Raw genomic sequence first — 20363 nt, 5'->3', positions numbered from 1 at the left:
GCCTACAGGCCGTAGGAGCGGCCGATGACGTCGAGCATGATCTCGTCGGTGCCCGCGCCGATGCGGTTGAGGCGCATGTCGCGCCAGACGCGCTCGACGCCGTACTCCTTCATGTAGCCGGCGCCGCCGTGGATCTGGATGCACTCGTCGGCGACCTCGACGGCGATGCGCGACGCGTAGAGCTTCGCCATCGAGATCTCGCGGACGGGGTACTCGCCGTTCTGGAAGCGCCAGGCGGTCGTGTAGACCATCTGGCGGGCCGTCTCGATCTTCGTGGCCATCTCGGCGAACTTGTGCCGGATGACCTGGAAGTGCCCGATCTCCCGGCCGAACGCCTTGCGCTCCATCGCGTACTGCAGCGTCCTGTCGAAGCAGTTCTGCGCTCCCGCGACGCATCCCGCGGCGCCGATCAGGCGCTCGCCCTGGAGCTCCCAGCTGATGTGGTAGAAGCCCTTGCCCTCCTGGCCGAGCATCGCCGAGGCGGGGACGCGCACGTCCTGGAAGGCGAGCAGCGCGGTGTCGGACGCGTGCATGCCGAGCTTCTCGAGGCGCTTCTCGCGAATCACGCCGGGCGCGTCCATCGGGACGAGGAAGAGCGTGATGCCGCCGTGGCCGGCCTCCGGGTCGGTCTTGGTCACGAGGACGATCACGTCCGCGCGATGGCCGTTGGTGATGTACGTCTTCGACCCGTTGATGACGTAGTCGTCGCCGTCGCGCACCGCGCGCGTCTTGATGCCGGCGACGTCGGAGCCGGCGTCGGGCTCGGTGATCCCGAGGCAGAGGATCTTCTCGCCCTTGATCGCCGGGACGACCCACTCCTGCTTCTGCTCCTCGGTGCCGAACGCGAGGATCGGCGGCATCGCCATGTCGGTGTGGACCGCGATGCCCATCGCGAGACCGCCGGAGTGCGCGTGGACGATCTCCTCGGCGAGCACGAGCGACGTGTAGTAGTCGCCGCCCTGGCCGCCGTACTCCTCGGGCTTGTCGAGGCCGAGGAACCCGAGCTCGCCCATCCGCGGGAAGACGGAGTTGGGGAACGTCGTCTCCTCCCACTCCTCCGCGTGCGGCGCCAGCTCCTTCTTGGCGAAGTTCCGGATCGACTCGCGGAGCTGGTCGTGCTCGTCGGTGAAGATGAAGTGCTTGCGCCGCGTGGCGAAGTCGGGCTTGAGGACGGTGCTCGCTGACATGCCGTCGAAGAGTAGGGAGCTGGACTTCCTACTTCCAACTACAGGGCGTCGCGCAGCTCGGAACGTCCGGAGATCCCGAGCTTCCCGTACGCGTGGCGCAGGTGCCACTCGACCGTCTTCAGCGTCACGAACAGCGTCTCGGCGATCTCGCGGTTGGAGAGCCCTTGCGCGGCGAGCTGCGCCGTGCGGCGCTCCGCCGGCGTCAGCGCCGCGGCGCCGCTGAGCGCGGCGCGGCGGGGGCGGGCGCCGGCGGCGACGAGCTCCTCGCGCGCCTGCCGCGCGATCGCGCGGGCGTTGCAGCGGTCGGCGCCGTCGAGCGCGCGGCGCAGCACCGCGCGCGCCCGGTCCTCCTCGCCGAGCAAGCGCCACGCGGCGCCGAGCGACGTCTGCGCGCGCAGGCGCTCCAGCTCGGCGGGCGAGGACTCGAGCACCTCGACGGCGCGGACGAGCACCTCGACGTCGTCCGTGACGATCCCGTGTGCGCGGAGCGCGATGCCCACCGGCCGCGGGGCGCCGAAGCGGCTCGAGTGCTCCACCGCCGTCGCGGCGAGCTCGCGCGCGCGGTCATGGTGGCCGAGCGCGTGCGCGCAGATCGCGGCGGACGAGCGCCAGGGGAAGAGCGCCGGGTTCGGCGTCGTGAGCCGCGAGCCGGCGTCGAGGTGGGCGGCGAGCGCGGCCTCGTGATCGCCGCGCGCGGCGAGCAGGCGGCCGCGGGCGTGCAGCGCGTACGCGGCGAACTGGGGAGCCGTGGCGTCGAGGTCGAGCTCGTCGAGCGCCGCCTGCGCGCCGTCGAGGTCGTCCTGCTCGACGAGCGCCCAGGCGAGCACTGCGGTCACCGGCGCGACGAACGTCGCCCAGCCCTGCTGCCGCGCCGCAAGCGCCTGCTGCGCGTCCGCCGTCGCGTCCGCGAGGCGGCCCGCCCAGAAGTGCGGCGTCGCGCGGCAGTAGCTCGCCGTCGCGAACGCCGTGAGCGAACCGCGGGTGCGCGCATCCGCCATCGCCGCCGTGGCGGTCGCGATCGAGGCGTCGAGGTCGTCGCTCCAAGTGAGCACCGCCGTCGCGGTCATCCACGCCAGGCCGTCGGCGGTCTCGGCGGCGAGCAGCTCGCCGTCGCCGAGCGCCCGGTGCGCGAACGCCCGCGCCTCCTCGTGGCCGCCGCCCGTGAAGACCGTACGCGCGGCGAGCATCGCGAAGACCGCGCGGTCGCTGCGGTCGAGCGGGCCCTCGGCGCGCACGACGTCCGCGACGAGCCGTTCGGCCTCCTCGCGCGCGTCCGCGTCCAGCAGCCCGTACGAGATGAACCGCGCGCGCAGCTCGTGCGCGAGCGGGACGTCGCGGTCGCCCAGCTCGTCCAGCCCTGCGCGCATCGCCTTGCCCGCATCGGCGAGCCGGCCCGCCGCGAACCGCGCCTCGCCGAGCCCGCGCAGCGCCTCGGCGCGAGCGAGCGGATCGGCGAGCGCGCCATGCGCCTCCTCGAACGCCGCCTCCGCGGCCGGGTCGCCGTCGCGCAGCCGCGCCCCGCCGAGCGCGAGGAGCGTCGCCCCACGCGCCGCGTCGTCAAGCGGCTCCTCCAGCAACCGCGCCAGCAGCCGCGCCGCCGTCTCCGGAGCGCCCCGCGCCAGCGCCGTCTCCGCCGCCGCCCGCAGCGCATCCGCCGCCCACGCCTCTCCGGAAGGACCCGCCGAGAGGAGCTGCGCCCCGACGCGATCCACCGGCGCGCCGTCGTCGAGCAGCAGGCGCGCCGCGCCGAGATGCGCCTCCCGCCGCCGCCCCGGAGAGATGGCCCCGTACGCCGCCGCGCGGATGAGAGGGTGCGCGAAGGCGAGACGCGCGCCGTTGGCGACGCCGCCGTTGGCGACGCCTCCGTCGGCGACGTCTTCGCCGGCGACGCCTCTCTCGGCGACGCCTCCGTCGACGTCGCCGGACGCGACTTCGACGAGCTGCGCCTCACGGAGGATCTCCGCCGCGGCGGCGGCGGCCTCGCCGGAGATCTTCGCCTGGGCGGCGACGAGGCCGAGAGACGCGTCGTCGCCGAGGATCGCGAGGGCGGCGGCCACGTCGCTCGCCTCTTCCGGCAGGGCGGCGAGGCGGGTGGCGATCGCGTCGGTGGGGTCGTCGTCGCCGAGGGCGAGGACGTCGGGGACGTGCTCGGCGACGGGCGCGAGCCCGCGGGCGCGGAGGGTTCGGACGATCTCGCCGAGGCGGAACGGGATGCCGCCGCTCGCGCGGGCGCAGGCGGCGCAGAAGGCCGGGTCGGCGTCGGCGCCGAGCGACGCGGCGACGAGCGACGCGACTGCCTCGGAGCCGAGCGGCCGCGGGCGCAGGACGACGCCGGCGCGGTGCCGCGTGAGCGGCTCGCGCGCCTCGCCGATCCGGACGGCGGCGACGATCCCGAGCGCCTGATCTCCCACGCGCGTCGCCAGCGCCTCGAGGAACCGGATCGACGCCAGGTCCGCCCACTGGACGTCATCGACGCAGAGCAGCAGCGGCCGGCGCTCGGCCAGGCCGGCCGCGACCCACGACAGCCCGTGGACGATGGACACCAGAGCGCGCGGCTCGTCGCCGAGATCGGTCCCGTCGAACAGCGGCCGCGCGAGCTTCGCGGCGCCCGCCAGCAGCCGCCGTCGCTCCCGCGCGGACGCCTCGCGCAGCGTCGCGCCGAACAGCTGCACGGCGACGCCGAAGGGCACGTCCGCGGCGCCCGCCTCGCCCCGCGCGCGCAGCACGAGCATCCCCGCCTCCGCGCCGCGATCGGCGGCCACGTCGACCAGCCGCGACTTCCCGATCCCCGCCGGCCCGGCGATGACGACCAGTCCGCCGTGGCCTCGGCGGACGCCGTCGACGAGCGTCGCGAGCGCGGCCGTCTCGGCGTCGCGCTCGCGCAAGGTGGGGGCGGCAAGATGGGCCTCGATCCGGGGCATCGGGCCCGCCGGAGGCTAGACCGATGGCCGGTCACCGCGCTCCGCGGACGACGCCCGCGAGACGGGAGGAGTAGGTTCCGCGCCCTCGTGACCGACGTCCCCGTTCGCTACGACGTCGCCGGCACCGGCGTCGCGACGATCGCGCTCGACGATCCCGACACGCGCAACTCGCTGTCGGATGCCATGCTCGACGGCCTGATCGACGCGTTCAGGCGCGCACGCGACGACGACGCGGTCCGTTGCGTCGTGCTGACCTCGACGCACGACAAGGTCTTCTCGAGCGGCGGCAACCTCGGCGGCTTCGCGGCCGAGGTCCCGATCGTCCACAAGTTCCAGGGCATCGAGCGCTTCCCGCAGCTCTTCGAGCTGATCGGCCTGCTCGGCAAGCCGACGATCTGCGCGGCGAACGGCCACGTGCTCGCGGGCGCGCTCGGCGTCGCGCTCGCGTGCGACCTCATCGTCGCCAAGGAGGGCGTCACGTTCGGGACGCCCGAGATCAACGTCGGCGTCTTCCCGTTCATGATCATGGCGCTCATCTACCGCAACGTCGGGCGCAAGAAGACGAACGAGCTGCTGCTGCTCGGCGACCGCATCTACGCCCACGAGGCCGAGCGGATCGGCATCGTCAACCGCGTCGTGCCGGCCGGCGAGTTCGACGCCGCGGTCGCCGACTGGGCCGAGCGGCTGGCGAAGAAGTCGCCGGTGCTGATGAAGATGGGCAAGGACGCGATGTTCCGTCAGCAGGACATGGCGTTCGACCAGGCGCTCGACTTCCTGCGCGGCCAGCTCGCGCTCGCGTTCAGCACCGAGGACATCCAGGAGGGCGTCAAGGCGTTCTTCGAGAAGCGGGAGCCGCAGTGGACCGGAAGGTGAGCGTCGTGGGGATGCTCTGCCGCACGTCCGACCGGACGCCGGGCGGAGCGCGTGGAGTGGAGGCGCTGGCGCCGCTGCTGGCCGAGCAGGCGGGCGTCGAGGCGCGCTTCATCGGCTCCCCCGGCGAGCCGCGGACGCAGCCGTGGTCGGAGGACCTCGAGGTCTCGCGCGGCTGCCTGCTCGAGGCGGGCGGGCAGGTCGACGACGCGCTCGTCGAGGGGCGCTTCCCGGTGCTCGTCGCGGGCGACTGCTCGATCTCGCTGACGACGCTCCCCACCGTCGCCCGCCACAACCCCGAGTCCTACGTGCTCTGGCTCGACGCGCACGGCGACTTCAACACGCCCGACACGACGGAGAGCGGGTTCCTCGGCGGCATGTGCCTGGCCGGCGCCTGCGGGCGCTGGGATGCCGGGCTCGCGGAGACGAAGGTCGATCCCACGCAGGTGCTCATGTGCGGCGCGCGCGACCTCGACGGGCAGGAGCAGGTGCTGCTCGAGACCGCGGGGATCCGCAACGTGCGCCCGAGCCAGCTCGCCGACATGCTCGACGGCGAGGACGTCTTCGTGCACCTCGACCTCGACGTGCTCGACCCGTCGATCCTGCCCGCGCAGTTCCCCGCCGAGGGCGGGCTGTCGGACGCCGGGCTGCGCACGCTGCTGCGCGAGGTGGCCGACGTGACGAAGCTGCTCGGCGTCGAGATCACCGCGTTCGAGGCGCCGGAGGACGAGGCCGAGCGGCGGACGCTCGCCGAGACGATCGCCACGATCGTCGATCCGCTGCTGACGAGCGCGGTCGGCGCGTGAGCCTGCTCCGGCCGCTCGTCGACGACCTCCACACGCGCCGCGAGAAGGCGAAGCTCGGCGGCGGACCCGAGAAGATCGAGCGCCAGCACGCCGACGGCAAGCTCACCGCGCGCGAGCGGATCGCGCTGCTCGTCGACGAGGGCACGTTCGTCGAGCTCGGCATCCACGCGCAGCCGCACTTCTCGCAGGCGGCGATGGCCGGCCGCGAGGCGCCCGCCGACGGCGTCATCACCGGCTACGGCCGCGTCGACGGGCGGTTGGCCGCCGTCGCCGCGTACGACTTCACGGTCATGGCCGGCTCGATGGGCATGACGGGCGAGCTGAAGGTCGCGCGGCTGCGCGAGCTCGCGCTGACGAAGCGGCTGCCCATGATCTGGCTGCTCGACTCCGCGGGCGCGCGGATCCAGGAGGCGGTCGGGTCGCTCTTCGCCGGGTCGGGCCACCTCTTCCGCGAGGAGGTCATCGCGTCGGGCGTCATCCCGCAGGTCGCCGCGCTCATGGGGCCGTGCGCCGCGGGCACCGCCTACATCCCGGGCCTCGCCGACTTCGTGCCGATGGTCAAGGGGCGCGGGTCGATGGCGCTCGCCGGGCCGCACCTCGTGCGCGCCGCGATCGGCGAGGACGTCACGCAGGAGGAGCTCGGCGGCTCGCGCGTCCACACGCGCAAGTCGGGCGTCGGCGACCTCGAGGTGCCCGACGACGAGGCGTGCATCGCCTCGATCAAGGAGTACCTGTCGTTCATGCCGCAGCACAACCGCGAGGCGCCGCCGCGCCTCGAGACGGCCGACCCGGTCGACCGCATGGACGACGAGCTGCTCGACGTGCTGCCGGAGTCGAACCGCAAGCCGTACGACATGCACGACGTCATCGGCCGCATCGTCGACGACGGCCGGTTCTTCGAGCTCAAGCCGAACTGGGCCAAGACCGTCATCACCGGCCTCGCGCGCTTCGGCGGCCGGCCCGCGGGGATCGTCGCGTCGCAGCCCAAGCAGCTCGGCGGGATCCTCGACAACGACTCCGCCGACAAGGCCGCGCGCTTCGTGAACCTCTGCAACGCGTTCGGCATCCCGCTCGTCTTCCTCATGGACGTGCCGGGGTTCATGGTCGGCACGAAGGTCGAGGCCGGCGGGATCATCCGCCACGGCGCGAAGATGCTGCACGCCGTCGCCAACGCGACCGTGCCGAAGGTGACGGTCGTGCTGCGCAAGGCGTACGGCGCGGGCTACTACGTCATGAACGGGCGCGCGTACGAGCCCGATCTCATCGTCGCCTGGCCGAGCGCGGAGATCAGCGTGATGGGCGCCGAGGGCGCGGTCGAGATCGTCTTCCGCAAGCAGGTCGAGGAGGCCGACGACCCGGCCGCCAAGCGCGCCGAGCTGATCGCGAACTACAAGCAGATCATCGACGTCTACCGCGCCGCGGCGAACGCGATGATCGACGACGTCATCGATCCGCGCGAGACGCGCCCGACGATCTGCCGCGCGCTCGAGATGGCCGAGGGCAAGACCGTCGAGCGCCCGTGGAAGCGCAACGCGGTCGTGCCCGTCTGACAAGCGCACCGGCTTCCGGTAGCGTCGGCCCATGCGGGTGGCGCTCGTCGCAGCCGTGGTGGTCCTGGCGTTCGCACCGCCCGCGTTCGCCGCGCCCGGGTACGGCGAGTGGACCGACCCGGTCCGCGACGGCGGCTACAACGCGCCCGACGTCACGGGCGTCGTCGGGAGCTGGGACGGGGACTGGCTGGCGTTCGGCGTCCAGGTGACGCAGAGCGTGCTCTACAGCGGCGACCGGATCGGCGTGCAGATCGACGCCAACCGCGATGGCGTCGCCGATTACATGCTGCAGATGGAGTGCTGCCAGATCGGGTGGTGGCTGGGCTCCTGGACCGGCAACGGGTGGTACATCTACGGCCCGCAGTCGACGTACCGCACGTCGTTCGCCAACGGCCAGCTGCAGGCCTACGTCCATCGCGGCGAGGTCGGCTGGCCATCGGACGTCCTGTGGTTCCGCGTGGTGACGCTGTTCGTCTCGAGCGGCGGCTCGGACGTCGCGCCGAACAGCGGCTGGTTCGTCCTTCCCGGCTCGACGGCGGTCGGCGGCGTGTCCGGCGGCCCGGCGGAGGAGCCGGCTCCGGCGCCCACCCCGGCTCCGACGCCGAGTCCGGCGACGTCGCCCGGGCCCGCGACGACCTCGACGCCCGCGGCGCCGCAGCTGGACGCCGCGCTCGCGCGCAAGGCGATCCGGTCGATGGTGCGCCGCCGCGCGGGGCGCAGCGCGCGGATCGTGATCATGAAGTGCTCCACACCGGCGCGCTGCCGGATCGTGATCTGGCGCGGCTCGATCCGGTGGTCCGGCGTGGCGAAGGTCCGGGTGCTCGACTCCGGCGCGCACCGCGCGTCGTTCACCGGCACGCGCGAGCGGCCCGCCTGCGGAGGTGGGTGCCGCAAGAAGGTCCGGTGGTGAGGGGGACCTAGCCGGCCGCCGAGGCCGGGACCTCCGCCGCGAGCGGCGCGCGCCCCGCGATCATGTCGGCCGCCTTCTCGGCGATCATGATCGTCGGCGCGTTCGTGTTCCCGCGCGAGATCGTCGGCATGATCGACGCGTCGGCGACGCGCAGGCCCTCGACGCCGCGGACGCGCAGCTCGGGGTCGACGACCGCCAGCTCGTCGACGCCCATCTTGCAGGTGCCGACGGGGTGGTAGTGCGTCTGCACCCGCGCGCGCAGGTACGCAGCGATGTCCTCGTCGGAGTCGGACGCGGGGGCGATCATGGCGTCGCCGACGCACGCCGCGAGCGGCTCGGTGGCGGCGATCTGCATCGCCAGCCGCGTGCCGGCGACCTGCGCCGCCATGTCCTCGGGCTCGGCGAGGTAGTTGTGCACGACGAGCGGCTTGGCGGTGGGGTCGGGCGAGACGAGCGCGACGTACCCGCGGCTGACCGGCTTCTGCAAGGAGGCGGCGACGGTGATGCCGGGGCGGTCGGCGGGGACGAGCCCCTCGTCGAGCATCGCGACCGGCAGGCCGTAGAGCTGCATGTCGGGCGCGGGCAGGCCGTCGCGCGTGCGCGTGAAGCCGCCGGCGTCGATGCCGGCGCACGCGATCGGGCCGTCGCCCTCGGTCATGAACCGCGCGAGGTTCTCGTCGTTGAACGCTCCGAACCAGGTCAGGTCCGTCGGCGACTCGTGGACGACGCCGCTGATCGGGTGGTCGTGGAGGTTCAGGCCGACCCCGGGAACCTCGGAGACGGGCTCGATCTGCAGCAGCTCGAGCTCCGCCGCCCGGCCGATGCCGGACAGCATCAGCAGCTGCGGCGACGCGTACGCGCCGGCCGCGAGGATGACCTCGCGCTCGGCGCGGAACTCGAGCAGCTCGCCCATCCGGGTGCCGGCGACGCCGCGCGCGCGGCCGTTCTCGACGATGACCTTGAGCACGGTCACCCACGGCTCGACGACGAGATTGGGGCGGTCGGCGACCGGATGGAGGAACGCGACGGCGGCGCTGCAGCGGCGGCCCTCGGCGGTCGTCGTGAACTGCAGCCAGCCGACGCCGTCCTGCTCGGCGCCGTTGAAGTCGTCGTTCGACGGCAGGCCGAGATCCATCGCGGCGTACAGCCAGCGCTGGTGCAGCTCGTTGTCGGAGCGCGTGTCCGAGACGTGCAGCGGGCCGCCGGCGCCGTGGAACGCGTCGGCGCCGCGCTCGTTGTCCTCCGAGCGCTTGAAGTAGGGCAGGACGCCGTCGTAGCCCCAGCCGGCGCAGCCGAGGTCGCGCCACTCGTCGTAGTCGGCCCGATTGCCGCGGATGTAGGCGAGCGCGTTCAGCGAGGAGGAGCCCCCGAGCATCTTGCCGCGCGGCAGGTAGATGCGGCGGTTGTTGCAGGCGGGCTCGTAGCCGCTCGAGAGGTCCCAGTCGCGCTCGGTGCGCAGCTGCGCGGGCCAGGCGCCGGGCATGTGCACGAAGTCGCTCGTGTCGGGGCCGCCGGCTTCGATCAGGAGGACCCTCACGTCCGGGTCCTCGCTCAGCCGGTTCGCGAGCACGCAGCCCGCCGAACCCGCACCCACGATCACGTAGTCGAACACCCGTGCCTCCTCAAGATCGCTCCGGTCAGCGATCCTCTCGGCGGCCCCGGAGAACGTCAAGTGCGGACGCGCACGAGCCTGATCGTGTACTTGACGTCGTAGGAGCTCGAGCCGTCGACGGCGCTGTCGCGGTCGGAGCCGTGGCCGCGGCCGTGGAGCACGAGCTTCCGGGCGTTGAGCAGGCGGGCCGCGGAGATCTTCGCGGTGCCCGCCTCCTCGGGGGTCATGGACGGGAAGCCGGTCTGGCCGAAGAGGAGCGGGCAGTCCTTGAACGGCGAGCGGCTTCCGGCGACGGGGAGCGCCTCGAAGTTGGGCGCGACGCCCTTGCGGCCGGGGCTCATGCCGAGCTCGAACCGCAGCGTCTTCGCTCCGCAGCCGGTGGGATCGGGCTCGCCCGCGCAGCTCGTCGTCTCGTCGCCGCTCGCGAGAGAGCTGGCGCGCTCGATCGACGCGGTCGCGACGATCGGCTTGCGCGTGTCGACGAGCGCAATCGCGGGATAGCTGTGGCCGAGCCGCTGGACGAAGATCGTCGCGGCGCGCGTCGTCCGGAACGTCGCCGTCTCCGTCGCCCCGCCCGTGACCGCGCGGCCGTCGTCGCACGTCTGCGTGATCGTGCTGCGGCTCGTGAACGTCCCCTCGATCGACGCCCGGTACTTCGGGACGTTCGCCGAGGCGAGCGCGGGGGTCAGCGCGGCGGCGACGCTCGCGAGGGCGATGAGGCGAGGGGCGGTCATGACGAGAACCCTCGCGCCCCCGCACCTCAAGCACATCGGGGAAGTCCCCCGCCTTGCCCCCGCTCGCCGCCCCGCCCCTCTCCGCGCGAAGGCGCGCGGTGGGGTGGTCAGGGGACGACGACGGTGCGGCCGCGGACCTTGCCTTGGAGGATCGCGTCGAGGGTCTCGTCGAGGTCGTCGAGGGCGATCTCGTTGGCGAGGACGTCGAGGTCCTTCGGGCGCATGTCGCCGGCGAGGCGGTCCCAGACGGCGCGGCGGCGTTCCATCGGGGTCTGGACGGTGTCGACGCCGAGCAGCTCGACGCCGCGGAGGATGAACGGCAGGACCGTCGTGTCGAGCTTCGTGCCGCCGGCGAGGCCGGTCGAGGCGACGGCGCCGCCGTACTTCAGCGTCCGGATGATGTACGCGAGCGTCGTGCCGCCGACGGCGTCGACCGCGCCGGCCCAGCGCTCGCGCTCCATCGGCTTGCGGCTCTCGGCGGACGTCTCCGCGCGGTCGATGACGTCGCTCGCGCCGAGCCCGAGCAGGAAGTCGCGCTCCTCTTCGACGCGCCCGGTGCTCGCGACGACTTCGAAGCCGAGGCGGGAGAGCATCGCCACGGCCGAGCTGCCGACGCCGCCGGCCGCGCCGGTGACCAGCACGGGGCCGTCGCCGGGCTCGAGGCCGCGCTCCTGCAGCGTGTGCACGCAATGCCCCGCCGCGAAGCCCGCGGTGCCGATGACCATCGCGTCGCGCGCGGTCAGATCGCCGGGCAGCGGCAGCGCCCACTTCGCCGGGACGCGCGCGTACTCGGCGAACCCGCCGTGCTGCGAGACGCCGATCCCGTAGCCGTGCGCGAGCACCTGCGTCCCGGTCGCGAACCCGTCGTCGGAGGACTCGACGACCTCGCCGGCGAGGTCGATGCCCGGCACGAGCGGCGACGTCATCGCGACCCGCCCGTCGTGGCGCGACGCGAGCGCGTCCTTGTAGTTGACGCTCGAGTGGGAGACGCGGACGAGCAGCTCGCCCTCGGGCAGGTCGGCGATCGTCAGCTCGCGCACGCCGCGGCGCGTCTCGTCCTCCGTCGGCTCGGACACGAAGGCACGGAACGTCGTCTCGGCGCCGGTCACGATGGTGATCCTCCCGCGTAGTCGAAGGTCGAGGCGTAGCCGCACACGTCGCTCACCTGCAGCACGAGCTCGCCGTCGGCGAGCTCGATGCGGTCGGCGACGAGCTCCTCGCCCTCGCGCTCGTACCCGGGGATCACGCACCCGACGCTCGCCTCCGTCGCGTACCGGTCGCGGATCGCCACGGAGACGTGGTCGCGGACGCGCAGCCGCTGACGCCGCCGGGCGTGGCTGACCTCGATGTCCACGGGCCGCACGGCGACCGGCGCGTTGCCCTTGCGCGCCCAGGGGAACTGCGCGAGCGGGTCGCCGCCGAAGGCGCCGGTGAAGATCCCCTCGAGCGCGGCGCGCTGGGCGCGGGAGGCCCGCGCATCGAGGTAAAGCACCCACGTCCACGGCGAGCCGGCCTCGTCGTCGCTGTAGCGGAACGCGAGCGCCACCGGGAGGCCGCCCAGGTCGATGCCGTCGGCGTCGCCCTCGTCGATCACCCACGACAGCGCGCCGGCGCAGACGCCGTGGGTCGACCGCCCGCCCGGCACGTCGTCGATCCGCCGGCATGGGCAGATCGCATCGCAGTTGCAGGCCTCGAAGTAGGTCCCGGCGATGTGCCACGTCATGGCTGCATCATCGCGCCGTGGCGAGGTCCGCGGCGAGCCGCGAGAGGTAGGGCGTGGGAACGAGCTCGCCGCCCGAGACCTCGACCTCGCGCACGTCGACCCCGTCGAAGACCTTCGCCTCGACCCCCTCGCCGTCGCGCCGCCCCGTCCTCTCCGGAGACCCTCCGGCGGCGGCGCACAACGCCCCGAAGGTCTCTCGGGGGACGGCGACGAGCTCGGTGATCTCGTGGCGGTCGAAGGAGGTGAAGTCGGTGAGCCTGCGGGTGTCGCGGACGACGAAGACGTGCTGGCGCTCGCGGTTGGCGAAGCCTTCGACGGTGAGGTCCTCGACGCGCTCGACGCCCCACGGCTCGAGGTCGTCGGCGGTGTAGACGACGCCCAGCTCCTCCTCGGCCTCGCGCAGCCCGTCGAGGACGCGCTCGCCGGCGGTCAGGTGGCCGGCTGCGCTGGCGTCCAAGCATCCCGGCCAGCTCTCCTTGTGCGGCGCGCGGCGCTGGAGGAGGATCGTCCCGTCGCCGAGGACCACCCAGAGGTGGAAGGCGTCGTGCCAGAGGCCCTCGCGATGGACGCGATCGCGCGGGACCGCGCCGAGGAAAGCGCCATCGGTGTCGTAGGCATCGAGCAGCTCGGACGCGGACATCGTCTCGAGCGTAGGAGCCATTAGAGTTCGAAGTGGCACGTCCCACTTCCCGCGGAGTCGCCCGTGAGCCTCGAAGATCCCGTCGTCATCACCTGCTCGATCTCCGGGTCGCTCGCCAACCGCGAGCAGTGCCCGGCGATCCCCTACACGCCCGAGGAGTACGGCGCCGAGGCGCGCCGGATCGTCGACGAGGGCGGCGTGATGATCCACATCCACGCGCGCAAGCCGGACGGGACGCCGTCGTACGAGGTCGAGGACTTCCGCGCGATCACCGACGCGATCCGCGCCGAGGTCGGCGACGACGTGATCATCAACTTCTCCACCGGCGCGATGGGCGTGAGCATGGAGAAGCGCATCGCGTACCTGCGCGAGGTGCGCCCCGAGGTCGCGGCGCTGAACATGGGCTCGATGAACTACGCGAAGTACTCGCGGCGCCGCAAGCAGTTCGTCTTCAACGCCGTCTTCGCCAACCCGTTCGACGAGATCATCGAGTTCCTGACGGTGATGAACGAGCTCGGCATCAAGCCCGAGCACGAGTGCTTCGACGTCGGGCACGTCGGCTCGCTCGCGCCGCTCATGGACATGGGCGTCCTCCGCGCGCCGCTGCACGTCGACTGCGTCATGGGCGTGACCGGCGGCATCCCGCCGACCGCGCGCAACCTCGCGGCGATGGTCGACAACATCCCGGGCGTTGGGGGTGGGTCGGCGGGATCCAATCACTGGGGCGTGATCGGCATCAGCCGCGAGCAGTGGATGCTCGTCGGCGCGGCGCTGACGCTCGGCGGGTCGATCCGCGTCGGCCTCGAGGACAACTTCTACCTGCCCGACGGCACGATGGCGCGCTCCAACGGCGACCTCATCGCGAAGGCCCGCGAGATGGTCGTCAACACCGGCCGGCGCCCGGCGACGGTGACCGAGGCGCGCGACATGCTGGGCGTTCCCCAGCGCGCGGCGGCGTGAGCGGGCTGCCGCTGGAGGGCCTGCGCGTCCTCGACCTCAGCCGGCTGCTGCCGGGCGGGTTCTGCTCGCTGCTGCTGGCCGACTTCGGCGCCGAGGTCATCAAGGTCGAGGACACCGGCATGGGCGACTACGTCCGCTGGTCGCCGCCGATGATCGAGGGCGCCGACCCGAGCGCCGCCAGCGCGCTCTTCCTGTCGCTCAACCGCGGCAAGCAGTCGATCCGCGTGAACCTCAAGACCGAGGAGGGCCGCGAGGTGCTGCTGCGCCTCGTGCGCGAGGCCGACGTGCTGCTCGAGTCGTTCCGGCCGGGCGTGCTCGACCGGCTCGGCGTCGGCTACGAGCGCCTGAAGGAGGAGAACCCCGGGCTCGTCTATTGCGCGATCTCCGGCTACGGCCAGGACGGCCCGTACCGCGACCGCTCCGGCCACGACATGAACTACCTCGGGCTCATCGGGCTGCTCGGCCTCACCGGCCAGCACGACGGGCCGCCCGTGCAGTCGGCGGGGCAGATCGCGGACCTCGGCGGCGGCGGGCTCATGGCCGCGTTCGGGATCATGGCCGCGCTGCACGAGCGCGACCGCTCCGGCGAGGGCCAGTTCGTCGACGTCTCGATGGCCGACGGCGCGCTGTCGTGGCTCGTCATGGTCGCCGCGCAGTTCCTCGCCGACAAGCAGGTGCCGCGGCGCGGCGAGGGCGTCCTGAACGGCGGCATCATCTGCTATCGCCCGTACCAGTGCGCCGACGGCTGGGTCACGCTCGGCGCCCTCGAGCCGAAGTTCTGGCAGGGCTGGTGCCGCGGCGTCGGGCGCGAGGACCTCATCGAGAAGCAGTTCGAGCGGCCGGGCAGCCACGCCCACACCGAGGTCCAGGCCGTGTTCATGGAGCGCACGCGCGAGCAGTGGCAGCAGTTCGCCACCGAGGTCGACTGCTGCCTCGAGCCGGTGCTCGACCTCGACGAGGCGCTCGACTCCGAGCTGGTGCGCGCCCGCGAGATGGTCGTCGGGCTCGACCAGCCGGGCGCCGCCGAGCCCGTCCAGCTGCTCGGCGTGCCGATCAAGCTGTCGCGCACGCCCGGGGATGCCAACCGCGCGCCCGGCCCGGCTCTGGGCGAGCAGACCGACGCGATCCTCCGCGCGGCCGGCTACGACGACGACGCGATCGCGCAGCTCAAGGAGGCCGGCGCCGTGGCCGGGCCGGCGTCCGGTGACGCGCCCGGCTCGTTCCTGGCATGAGCTCCCCCGAGGGCCTGCTGAAGATGTCGGAGCTGGCGGAGCGCTCCGGCGTCTCGCCCGCGACGATCAAGCACTACCTGCGCGAGGGGCTGCTCGGCGACGGCGGCGGCGTGGTGCGGACCTCGCGCAACATGGCCTGGTACCCGCCGGAGTACGTCGAGCGCCTGCGGCTCATCAAGCGCCTGCAGGAGGAGCGGTACATGCCCTTGCGGGTCATTCGCGAGGTGCTCGGCGCGGGCGAGCGCGTCCCGCGCGCCGAGCTGGAGGAGCGCGTGCCCGGCGAGGTGCTCGACCGCCTCGCCGAGATCGGCGTGCTGAACCCCGACGAGCGCGGCGGCTACGGCCCGGACGACGTGAGGATCGTCGACGCGATCGCCCGCTTCCGGGCGGGCGGCTACGACGAACGGCTCGGCTTCACCGTCTACGACACGCTGCGCTACGTGCGTGCGCTCGAGCCGCTCGTCGAGGAGGAGGTCCGCGTGCTGCTCGAGCGCCTCGCGGGGGAGCCGGCGGCGCCGGACATCGTCGCCGCCGGATCCGAGCCGCTGCGCGACCTCATCGGCGCCATCCACTCCAAGCTGCTGCTGCGGGAGTTCGAGGCGCGCCGCTGAGGCCGGGCTGCTAGCGGCCCTTGCGCTTCTTCTTCGCCTTGACCTCGCGGAAGACGGCCTCCCAGGTCCACGTGACCTCGGCCTCGCCGCCCTTCGAGTAGAGGTCGTCCGGGTCGGTCCGCGTGATCGGCGCGATCGAGCCCTTCCACGTCTTGCGCCCGCCGAAGCGGAACTGCTTCGTCTTGCCGAACTTCGACTCGCTGACGTTCGCGATCACGTCGCTGAACGACGGCCCATCGCCGGGGACCCAGTCGAAGCCCTCCTGCGGGCCGGTCGGGCAGTCGGTCGGCTCGTCGAGCAGCATGATCGGCTGGAGCTGGTTGCGGCCGGTCCAGCCGAGCGAGACGTCGGCCTTGATCGCCTTGGAACCGCAGCCGCTCGTCTCCGCGGCCCAGTCCGGGTTGGCGTCGTGCCAGAGCCCGCCGTGCACGTCGGTGAGCGATCCGGTGCGCTTGTACTCGCCCTTGAGCGGGATCCCCGAGTCGATCGCGTACTGGATCATCGGCTTCATGCGCCCGCCGCTCATGACGGTGACGCGCTTCGGCGTCGAGGTGCGCAGGAACACCCGCGCGCTGCCGTTGCCGACGACGTCGTTCGTGCAGCGCCCCTCCTGGTTGCGGACGAAGCACAGGTGGTCCCAGTGCGTGGCGGACTTCCACGCCTCGGTCATCGTGACCTCGAAGGTGACGTCGTACTTCGTCTCGCGGTAGGCCGCGCCGGCCGTTGACGGGAGCACGGCCGCCGCGAGCGCCGCGACGGCCAGGAAGCTGGTGGAGCGCATGGACCGAGTCTCGGCGTCACCGACCGGGAGTGCATCGGGGGTCCTCCCGGGATCCGACCCCGGTCCGGAGGGCGGGTCCGGGGCGCTGGCTATCTTCGGGCGCCTCATGGCCGCCGACACGACCGTTCTCGAACGCACCTTCAAGCTCCGCGAACGCGGCACGACGCCGCGCCTGGAAGCGCTCGGCGGCGTCACCACGTTCCTGACGATGGCGTACATCGTCTTCGTCAACCCGGCGATCCTCTCGGCCGCCGGGCTGCCGTTCGGGGCCGTCGCCGTGGCGACCGCGCTGGCGGCCGCCGTCGCCTCGATCGCGATGGGCGTCTACGCGAACGTCCCCTTCGCGCTGGCGTCGGGCCTCGGCATCAACGCGGTCGTGGCGTTCGACATCATCCTCGGCCAGAAGGTCCCGTGGCCCGTCGGCATGGCGTGCGTCGTGATCGAGGGCCTGCTGGCGCTCGTGCTGGTCATCGCCGGCCTGCGCGAGGCGGTCGTGCGGGCGGTCCCGCTGCCGCTGAAGCTGTCGATCGGCGTCGGCATCGGCCTGTTCATCACGCTCGTCGGCCTGCGCGACGGCGGCGTCGTGGTCAACAACGAGGCCACGGGCATCGCGCTCGGCGACCTCACTTCGGGGCCCGCTTTGATCACGCTCGCCGGCGTGCTCGTCGCCGCTGCGCTGTCGGCACGGAACGTGCGCGGGTCGATCCTCGCCGGGATCGCGACGGCGACCGTGCTGGGGCTCATCTTCGGCGTGCTCGACGGGCCGAGCGGCGTGGCCGAGCTTCCCGGCTCCGGCGACTTCTCGACGATCGGCGACGCGCTCGACCCGTCGAACCTCGGCGACGCGCTGACGTGGGCGCTCGTCCCGACGATCTTCGCGCTCTTCATGACCGACTTCTTCGACACGGTCGGCACCGCGGTGGCGGTCGGGTCGCAGGGCGGCCTGACGACGAAGGAGGGCGAGCTGCCCGGCATGCGCCGCGTGCTGCTCGTCGACAGCGCGGCGGCCGCGGGCGGCGGCGCGATGGGCGTCTCGAGCGTGACGACCTACGTCGAGAGCGGCGCGGGCGTCGGCGCCGGCGCGCGGACCGGCCTCGCGTCGGTCGTCACCGGCCTGCTCTTCGGCCTGACGATCTTCTTCGTGCCGCTCATCGAGCTCGTCGGCCAGGGCGTCGGGGAGGCCGGGCTGCATCCGGCGATCGCGCCCGCGCTGATCATGGTCGGCGCGCTGATGATCCGGCTCGTGCAGGGGATCGACTGGGAGGCGCCGGAGGACGCGATCCCTGCGTTCCTCATCATCGCCGGCGTCCCGCTGACGTTCTCGATCGCGGCCGGCATCGGCTTCGGGATCATCGGCTACGTCGTGGTCATGGCCGTCCTCGGCCGCGCCCGCGAGGTCCACCCGCTCATGTGGGTGCTCGTGCCGATGTTCCTCGCGTTCTACGCGGACGACTGGCTGTCGGCGAACGTCTTCTAGGACCGAGTCTCGCCGCCGCGCGGGTTCACCACCGCGCGGCGTGCCGCTCCATCACGCCGAACCCTTCCCTCAACGCGAGACCCTCTCCGAGCACGCCGGAGAACGTGCCGAAGGGCTGCTCGTAGTCGCTGGCGAAGAAACCGAGGTCGTCGCGGCGCGCGCGGGTGGCCTCGGCGGAGAACGCGAGGGAGAGCCCTCCGGCGGGCGCCTCCGGAGAGGTCTCCGGGGGCGACCCGGCCGCGGTCTCGACGCCCGAGAGGTCGTCGGCGAAGGTCACCGGCGGGACCTCTCGCGGCTCGCCCGCCACCCAGACGGTCCTCTCGCTGTTCGTCTCCGCGTCGTGGAGGCCGGTGACGAGGTTCCAGCCTGCGGGCCGGCCGTCGGCGAGGGTGCCGACGCCGGCGGACCACATCCACGCGGTCTCGCGGGCGTGGTACCCGGCGCTGTCGTCGACGCAGCCGAGCGCGTCGAGGTCGATGTGCTCGCCGCCGAGGACGACCGTGCCGTGCACGCGGACGGCGCCCTGCTTGCGCGTCCAGATCCACGACGGCCCGTGGGGGGAGAGCGTCTCCACGGCGGCGCCCGGCTCGACGACGAGATCGGCCTCGACCGCGCCGTCGCGGATCCGCACCCGCCCGCCCGCGAGCGAGACGAACCCGCGCGTGCGCAGCAGCCGCGTGCGCTCGCGCAGCGCCTCGCGCCGCCGGTCCCACACCGCCCAGAAGACCTGCGGCATCCCGCCGACGCGCACGACGCCGGCGCAGAGCATCAGCCGCTCCCCGTAGACCCCGACGTAGCGCCACTGCTTCAGCGGCCGCCCGTCGCGCCACAACGGCATCCGCTCCGGCGGCACGACGAAGCCGGCCGGGCGGTCGCTGCCGTCGCCGCGATAGGGGAGGGCCATGGTCGGCGCAAGCTATACGGTGCGTCCATGCGCGCAGCGGCCGTGCAGCTCAGCTCCTCCGGCGACGTCGACCGCAACCTCGAGGCGGCCGACCGGCTGACCCGTGCGGCCGCGCGCGACGGGGCGCAGCTCGTCGTCCTGCCGGAGAAGTGGCCGGCGCTCGGGCCGCCGGAGGTCGTCGAACAGGGCGCGCGGCGGGCCGACGAGGTCATCGCGTGGGCCACGCGGACGGCGAAGGAGCTCGGCATCGACCTCGTCGCCGGCTCGATCGCCCGCGCCGCCGACGACGGCCGGCTCAGGAACACCGCGCTGCACGCCGGCCCCGACGGCGAGCTGAAGGCGACGTACGTCAAGCAGCACCTCTTCGACGTCGAGGTCGACGGCCGCGTCTACCGCGAGTCCGACGCCGAGGACGCGGGCGACGAGACCGTCGTCACGACGGCCGCGGGCGTGCCGGTCGGGCTGGCCATCTGCTACGACCTGCGCTTCCCGGAGCTCTTCGAGGCGCTGCAACGTCGCGGCGCGCTCGTCCTCGCCGTGCCCAGCGCCTTCACCCTCGCCACCACCCGCGACCACTGGGACGTGCTCGTCCGTGCGCGGGCGATCGAGCAGCAGGCGTTCGTCGTCGCGGCGAACCAGACGGGGGAGCACCCCGGCGGCATGCGGTCCGGCGGACGCAGCATGATCGTCGACCCCTGGGGCGTCGTCCTCGCTCAGGCACCAGACACGGAGACCCTCGTGATCGCCGATCTCGACCTCGACCACCAGCAGCGCATCCGCGCCACGCTGCCCGCGCTGACGCACCGCAGGATCGGGACGCACGCCTGATGGCTCGCGGGTCAGCCACCTCCGACAAGCGGCGGATCATCCTCGACGCGGCCGTGAAGGTCTTCGCGCGGCAGGGGTTCCACAGCGCGCGCGTCTCGGACATCGCCACGGAGGCGGGCGTCGCGCATGGCCTCGTCTACCACTACTTCGACTCGAAGGACGAGCTGCTCGACACCGTCTTCCTCGAGCGCTGGAACGTCCTGCTCGAGGCGATCCGGGAGGTCGACGGCTCGGACGGCCCCGCGCGCGAGAAGCTGCGGACGGTCGCTTCGTTCATCGTCGACTCCTACCGCCACGACCCCGACCTGATGAAGGTGATCATCGTCGAGGTCACGCGCGCGGCGAACTCGTTCGGGGCCAAGCACCTCGACCGGATCCGCGAGGCGTACCAGGGGATCTCGGACATCGTCGCCGCCGGCCAGGAGGACGGCTCGTTCCGCTCCGACATCACGCCGGAGTTCGCGGCGATGGCGTTCTACGGCGCCATCGAGCAGGTGCTGACGGGCTGGATCTTCGACGTGCTGCCGCGCGGCGACACCGAGTTCGAGGACGCGAAGGCGTTCATCGTCGAGACGATCTGCGGCGGGCTCGAGACGCCTGCTGCGACCGCGATCTGA

The 20363-nt window shown here is 72.9% G+C and carries 19 protein-coding genes; 10 read left to right on the top strand and 9 right to left on the bottom strand.

Going from position 1 to position 20363, the window contains the following annotated elements; translation table 11 throughout:
- Window positions 1–2: 2 nt before the first annotated feature.
- Window positions 3–1187, bottom strand: coding sequence for an acyl-CoA dehydrogenase family protein (locus AC1UE4_RS12165; protein ID WP_482917493.1), 1185 nt, complete (start codon window positions 1185–1187; stop codon window positions 3–5).
- 38 nt (window positions 1188–1225) lie between these two features.
- Window positions 1226–4108, bottom strand: coding sequence for a helix-turn-helix transcriptional regulator (locus tag AC1UE4_RS12160; protein ID WP_482917492.1), 2883 nt, complete (start codon window positions 4106–4108; stop codon window positions 1226–1228).
- A gap of 87 nt (window positions 4109–4195) precedes the next feature.
- On the opposite strand from AC1UE4_RS12160, the gene AC1UE4_RS12155 reads away from it, so the two are divergent.
- From AC1UE4_RS12155 to AC1UE4_RS12140, 4 genes are read left to right on the top strand one after another with little or no spacing between them, the layout of a single operon-like run.
- On the top strand, window positions 4196–4981 hold the full coding sequence (locus AC1UE4_RS12155; RefSeq protein ID WP_482917491.1) for an enoyl-CoA hydratase/isomerase family protein: 786 nt from the start codon (window positions 4196–4198) through the stop codon (window positions 4979–4981).
- A complete protein-coding gene (locus AC1UE4_RS12150) occupies window positions 4966–5784 on the top strand; it encodes an arginase family protein (RefSeq protein ID WP_482917490.1) in 819 nt (272 codons plus the stop codon). Before AC1UE4_RS12155 ends, AC1UE4_RS12150 begins: the two co-directional genes overlap by 16 nt.
- Window positions 5781–7334, top strand: a complete 1554-nt coding sequence (locus AC1UE4_RS12145; protein ID WP_482917489.1) for an acyl-CoA carboxylase subunit beta — start codon at window positions 5781–5783, stop codon at window positions 7332–7334. The genes AC1UE4_RS12150 and AC1UE4_RS12145 overlap by 4 nt, the downstream gene beginning before the upstream one ends.
- A gap of 31 nt (window positions 7335–7365) precedes the next feature.
- Window positions 7366–8244, top strand: coding sequence for a hypothetical protein (locus AC1UE4_RS12140; RefSeq protein WP_482917488.1), 879 nt, complete (start codon window positions 7366–7368; stop codon window positions 8242–8244).
- 7 nt (window positions 8245–8251) lie between these two features.
- On the opposite strand, the gene AC1UE4_RS12135 is transcribed toward AC1UE4_RS12140, so the two are convergent.
- The 5 genes from AC1UE4_RS12135 to AC1UE4_RS12115 form a co-directional block, all read right to left on the bottom strand.
- Window positions 8252–9856 (bottom strand): GMC family oxidoreductase, encoded by a 1605-nt coding sequence (locus tag AC1UE4_RS12135; protein WP_482917487.1) that lies wholly within the window; start codon window positions 9854–9856, stop codon window positions 8252–8254.
- Window positions 9857–9912: 56 nt separating this feature from the next.
- A complete protein-coding gene (locus AC1UE4_RS12130) occupies window positions 9913–10590 on the bottom strand; it encodes a hypothetical protein (RefSeq protein ID WP_482917486.1) in 678 nt (225 codons plus the stop codon).
- A 107-nt stretch (window positions 10591–10697) separates the two neighbouring features.
- Entirely contained in the window at window positions 10698–11699 is a 1002-nt protein-coding gene (locus AC1UE4_RS12125) for an acrylyl-CoA reductase family protein (protein WP_482917485.1), read from the bottom strand.
- A complete protein-coding gene (locus AC1UE4_RS12120) occupies window positions 11696–12313 on the bottom strand; it encodes a DUF1326 domain-containing protein (RefSeq protein WP_482917484.1) in 618 nt (205 codons plus the stop codon). Before AC1UE4_RS12120 ends, AC1UE4_RS12125 begins: the two co-directional genes overlap by 4 nt.
- A gap of 7 nt (window positions 12314–12320) precedes the next feature.
- Window positions 12321–12953, bottom strand: a complete 633-nt coding sequence (locus AC1UE4_RS12115) for an NUDIX hydrolase (protein WP_482917483.1) — start codon at window positions 12951–12953, stop codon at window positions 12321–12323.
- A gap of 63 nt (window positions 12954–13016) precedes the next feature.
- On the opposite strand from AC1UE4_RS12115, the gene AC1UE4_RS12110 reads away from it, so the two are divergent.
- The 3 genes from AC1UE4_RS12110 to AC1UE4_RS12100 are packed head-to-tail and all read left to right on the top strand — an operon-like array spanning window position 13017 to window position 15756.
- On the top strand, window positions 13017–13913 hold the full coding sequence (locus AC1UE4_RS12110; protein ID WP_482917482.1) for a beta-keto acid cleavage family enzyme: 897 nt from the start codon (window positions 13017–13019) through the stop codon (window positions 13911–13913).
- Window positions 13910–15145, top strand: coding sequence for a CaiB/BaiF CoA transferase family protein (locus tag AC1UE4_RS12105; RefSeq protein WP_482917481.1), 1236 nt, complete (start codon window positions 13910–13912; stop codon window positions 15143–15145). Before AC1UE4_RS12110 ends, AC1UE4_RS12105 begins: the two co-directional genes overlap by 4 nt.
- Window positions 15142–15756, top strand: a complete 615-nt coding sequence (locus AC1UE4_RS12100) for a MerR family transcriptional regulator (RefSeq protein ID WP_482917480.1) — start codon at window positions 15142–15144, stop codon at window positions 15754–15756. The genes AC1UE4_RS12105 and AC1UE4_RS12100 overlap by 4 nt, the downstream gene beginning before the upstream one ends.
- Window positions 15757–15766: 10 nt before the next feature.
- Here the strand turns inward: AC1UE4_RS12100 and AC1UE4_RS12095 are convergent, their stop codons facing one another.
- A complete protein-coding gene (locus tag AC1UE4_RS12095) occupies window positions 15767–16537 on the bottom strand; it encodes a hypothetical protein (RefSeq protein ID WP_482917479.1) in 771 nt (256 codons plus the stop codon).
- Window positions 16538–16643: 106 nt separating this feature from the next.
- Here AC1UE4_RS12095 and AC1UE4_RS12090 point away from each other — a divergent pair, with 106 nt between their 5' ends.
- Window positions 16644–18014, top strand: coding sequence for an NCS2 family permease (locus AC1UE4_RS12090; protein ID WP_482917478.1), 1371 nt, complete (start codon window positions 16644–16646; stop codon window positions 18012–18014).
- A 25-nt stretch (window positions 18015–18039) separates the two neighbouring features.
- On the opposite strand, the gene AC1UE4_RS12085 is transcribed toward AC1UE4_RS12090, so the two are convergent.
- On the bottom strand, window positions 18040–18918 hold the full coding sequence (locus AC1UE4_RS12085) for a DUF2804 family protein (protein WP_482917477.1): 879 nt from the start codon (window positions 18916–18918) through the stop codon (window positions 18040–18042).
- Between the two features lie 27 nt (window positions 18919–18945).
- On the opposite strand from AC1UE4_RS12085, the gene AC1UE4_RS12080 reads away from it, so the two are divergent.
- Together AC1UE4_RS12080 and AC1UE4_RS12075 are read left to right on the top strand one after the other, a co-directional pair.
- Window positions 18946–19746, top strand: a complete 801-nt coding sequence (locus AC1UE4_RS12080; protein WP_482917476.1) for a carbon-nitrogen hydrolase family protein — start codon at window positions 18946–18948, stop codon at window positions 19744–19746.
- Window positions 19746–20363, top strand: a complete 618-nt coding sequence (locus AC1UE4_RS12075) for a TetR/AcrR family transcriptional regulator (protein ID WP_482917475.1) — start codon at window positions 19746–19748, stop codon at window positions 20361–20363. The genes AC1UE4_RS12080 and AC1UE4_RS12075 overlap by 1 nt, the downstream gene beginning before the upstream one ends.

Source organism: Parviterribacter kavangonensis (assembly GCF_056863335.1).
The sequence above is the reverse complement of the archived record's forward strand: the minus strand, read 5'-3'. Positions and strand labels throughout refer to the sequence as shown.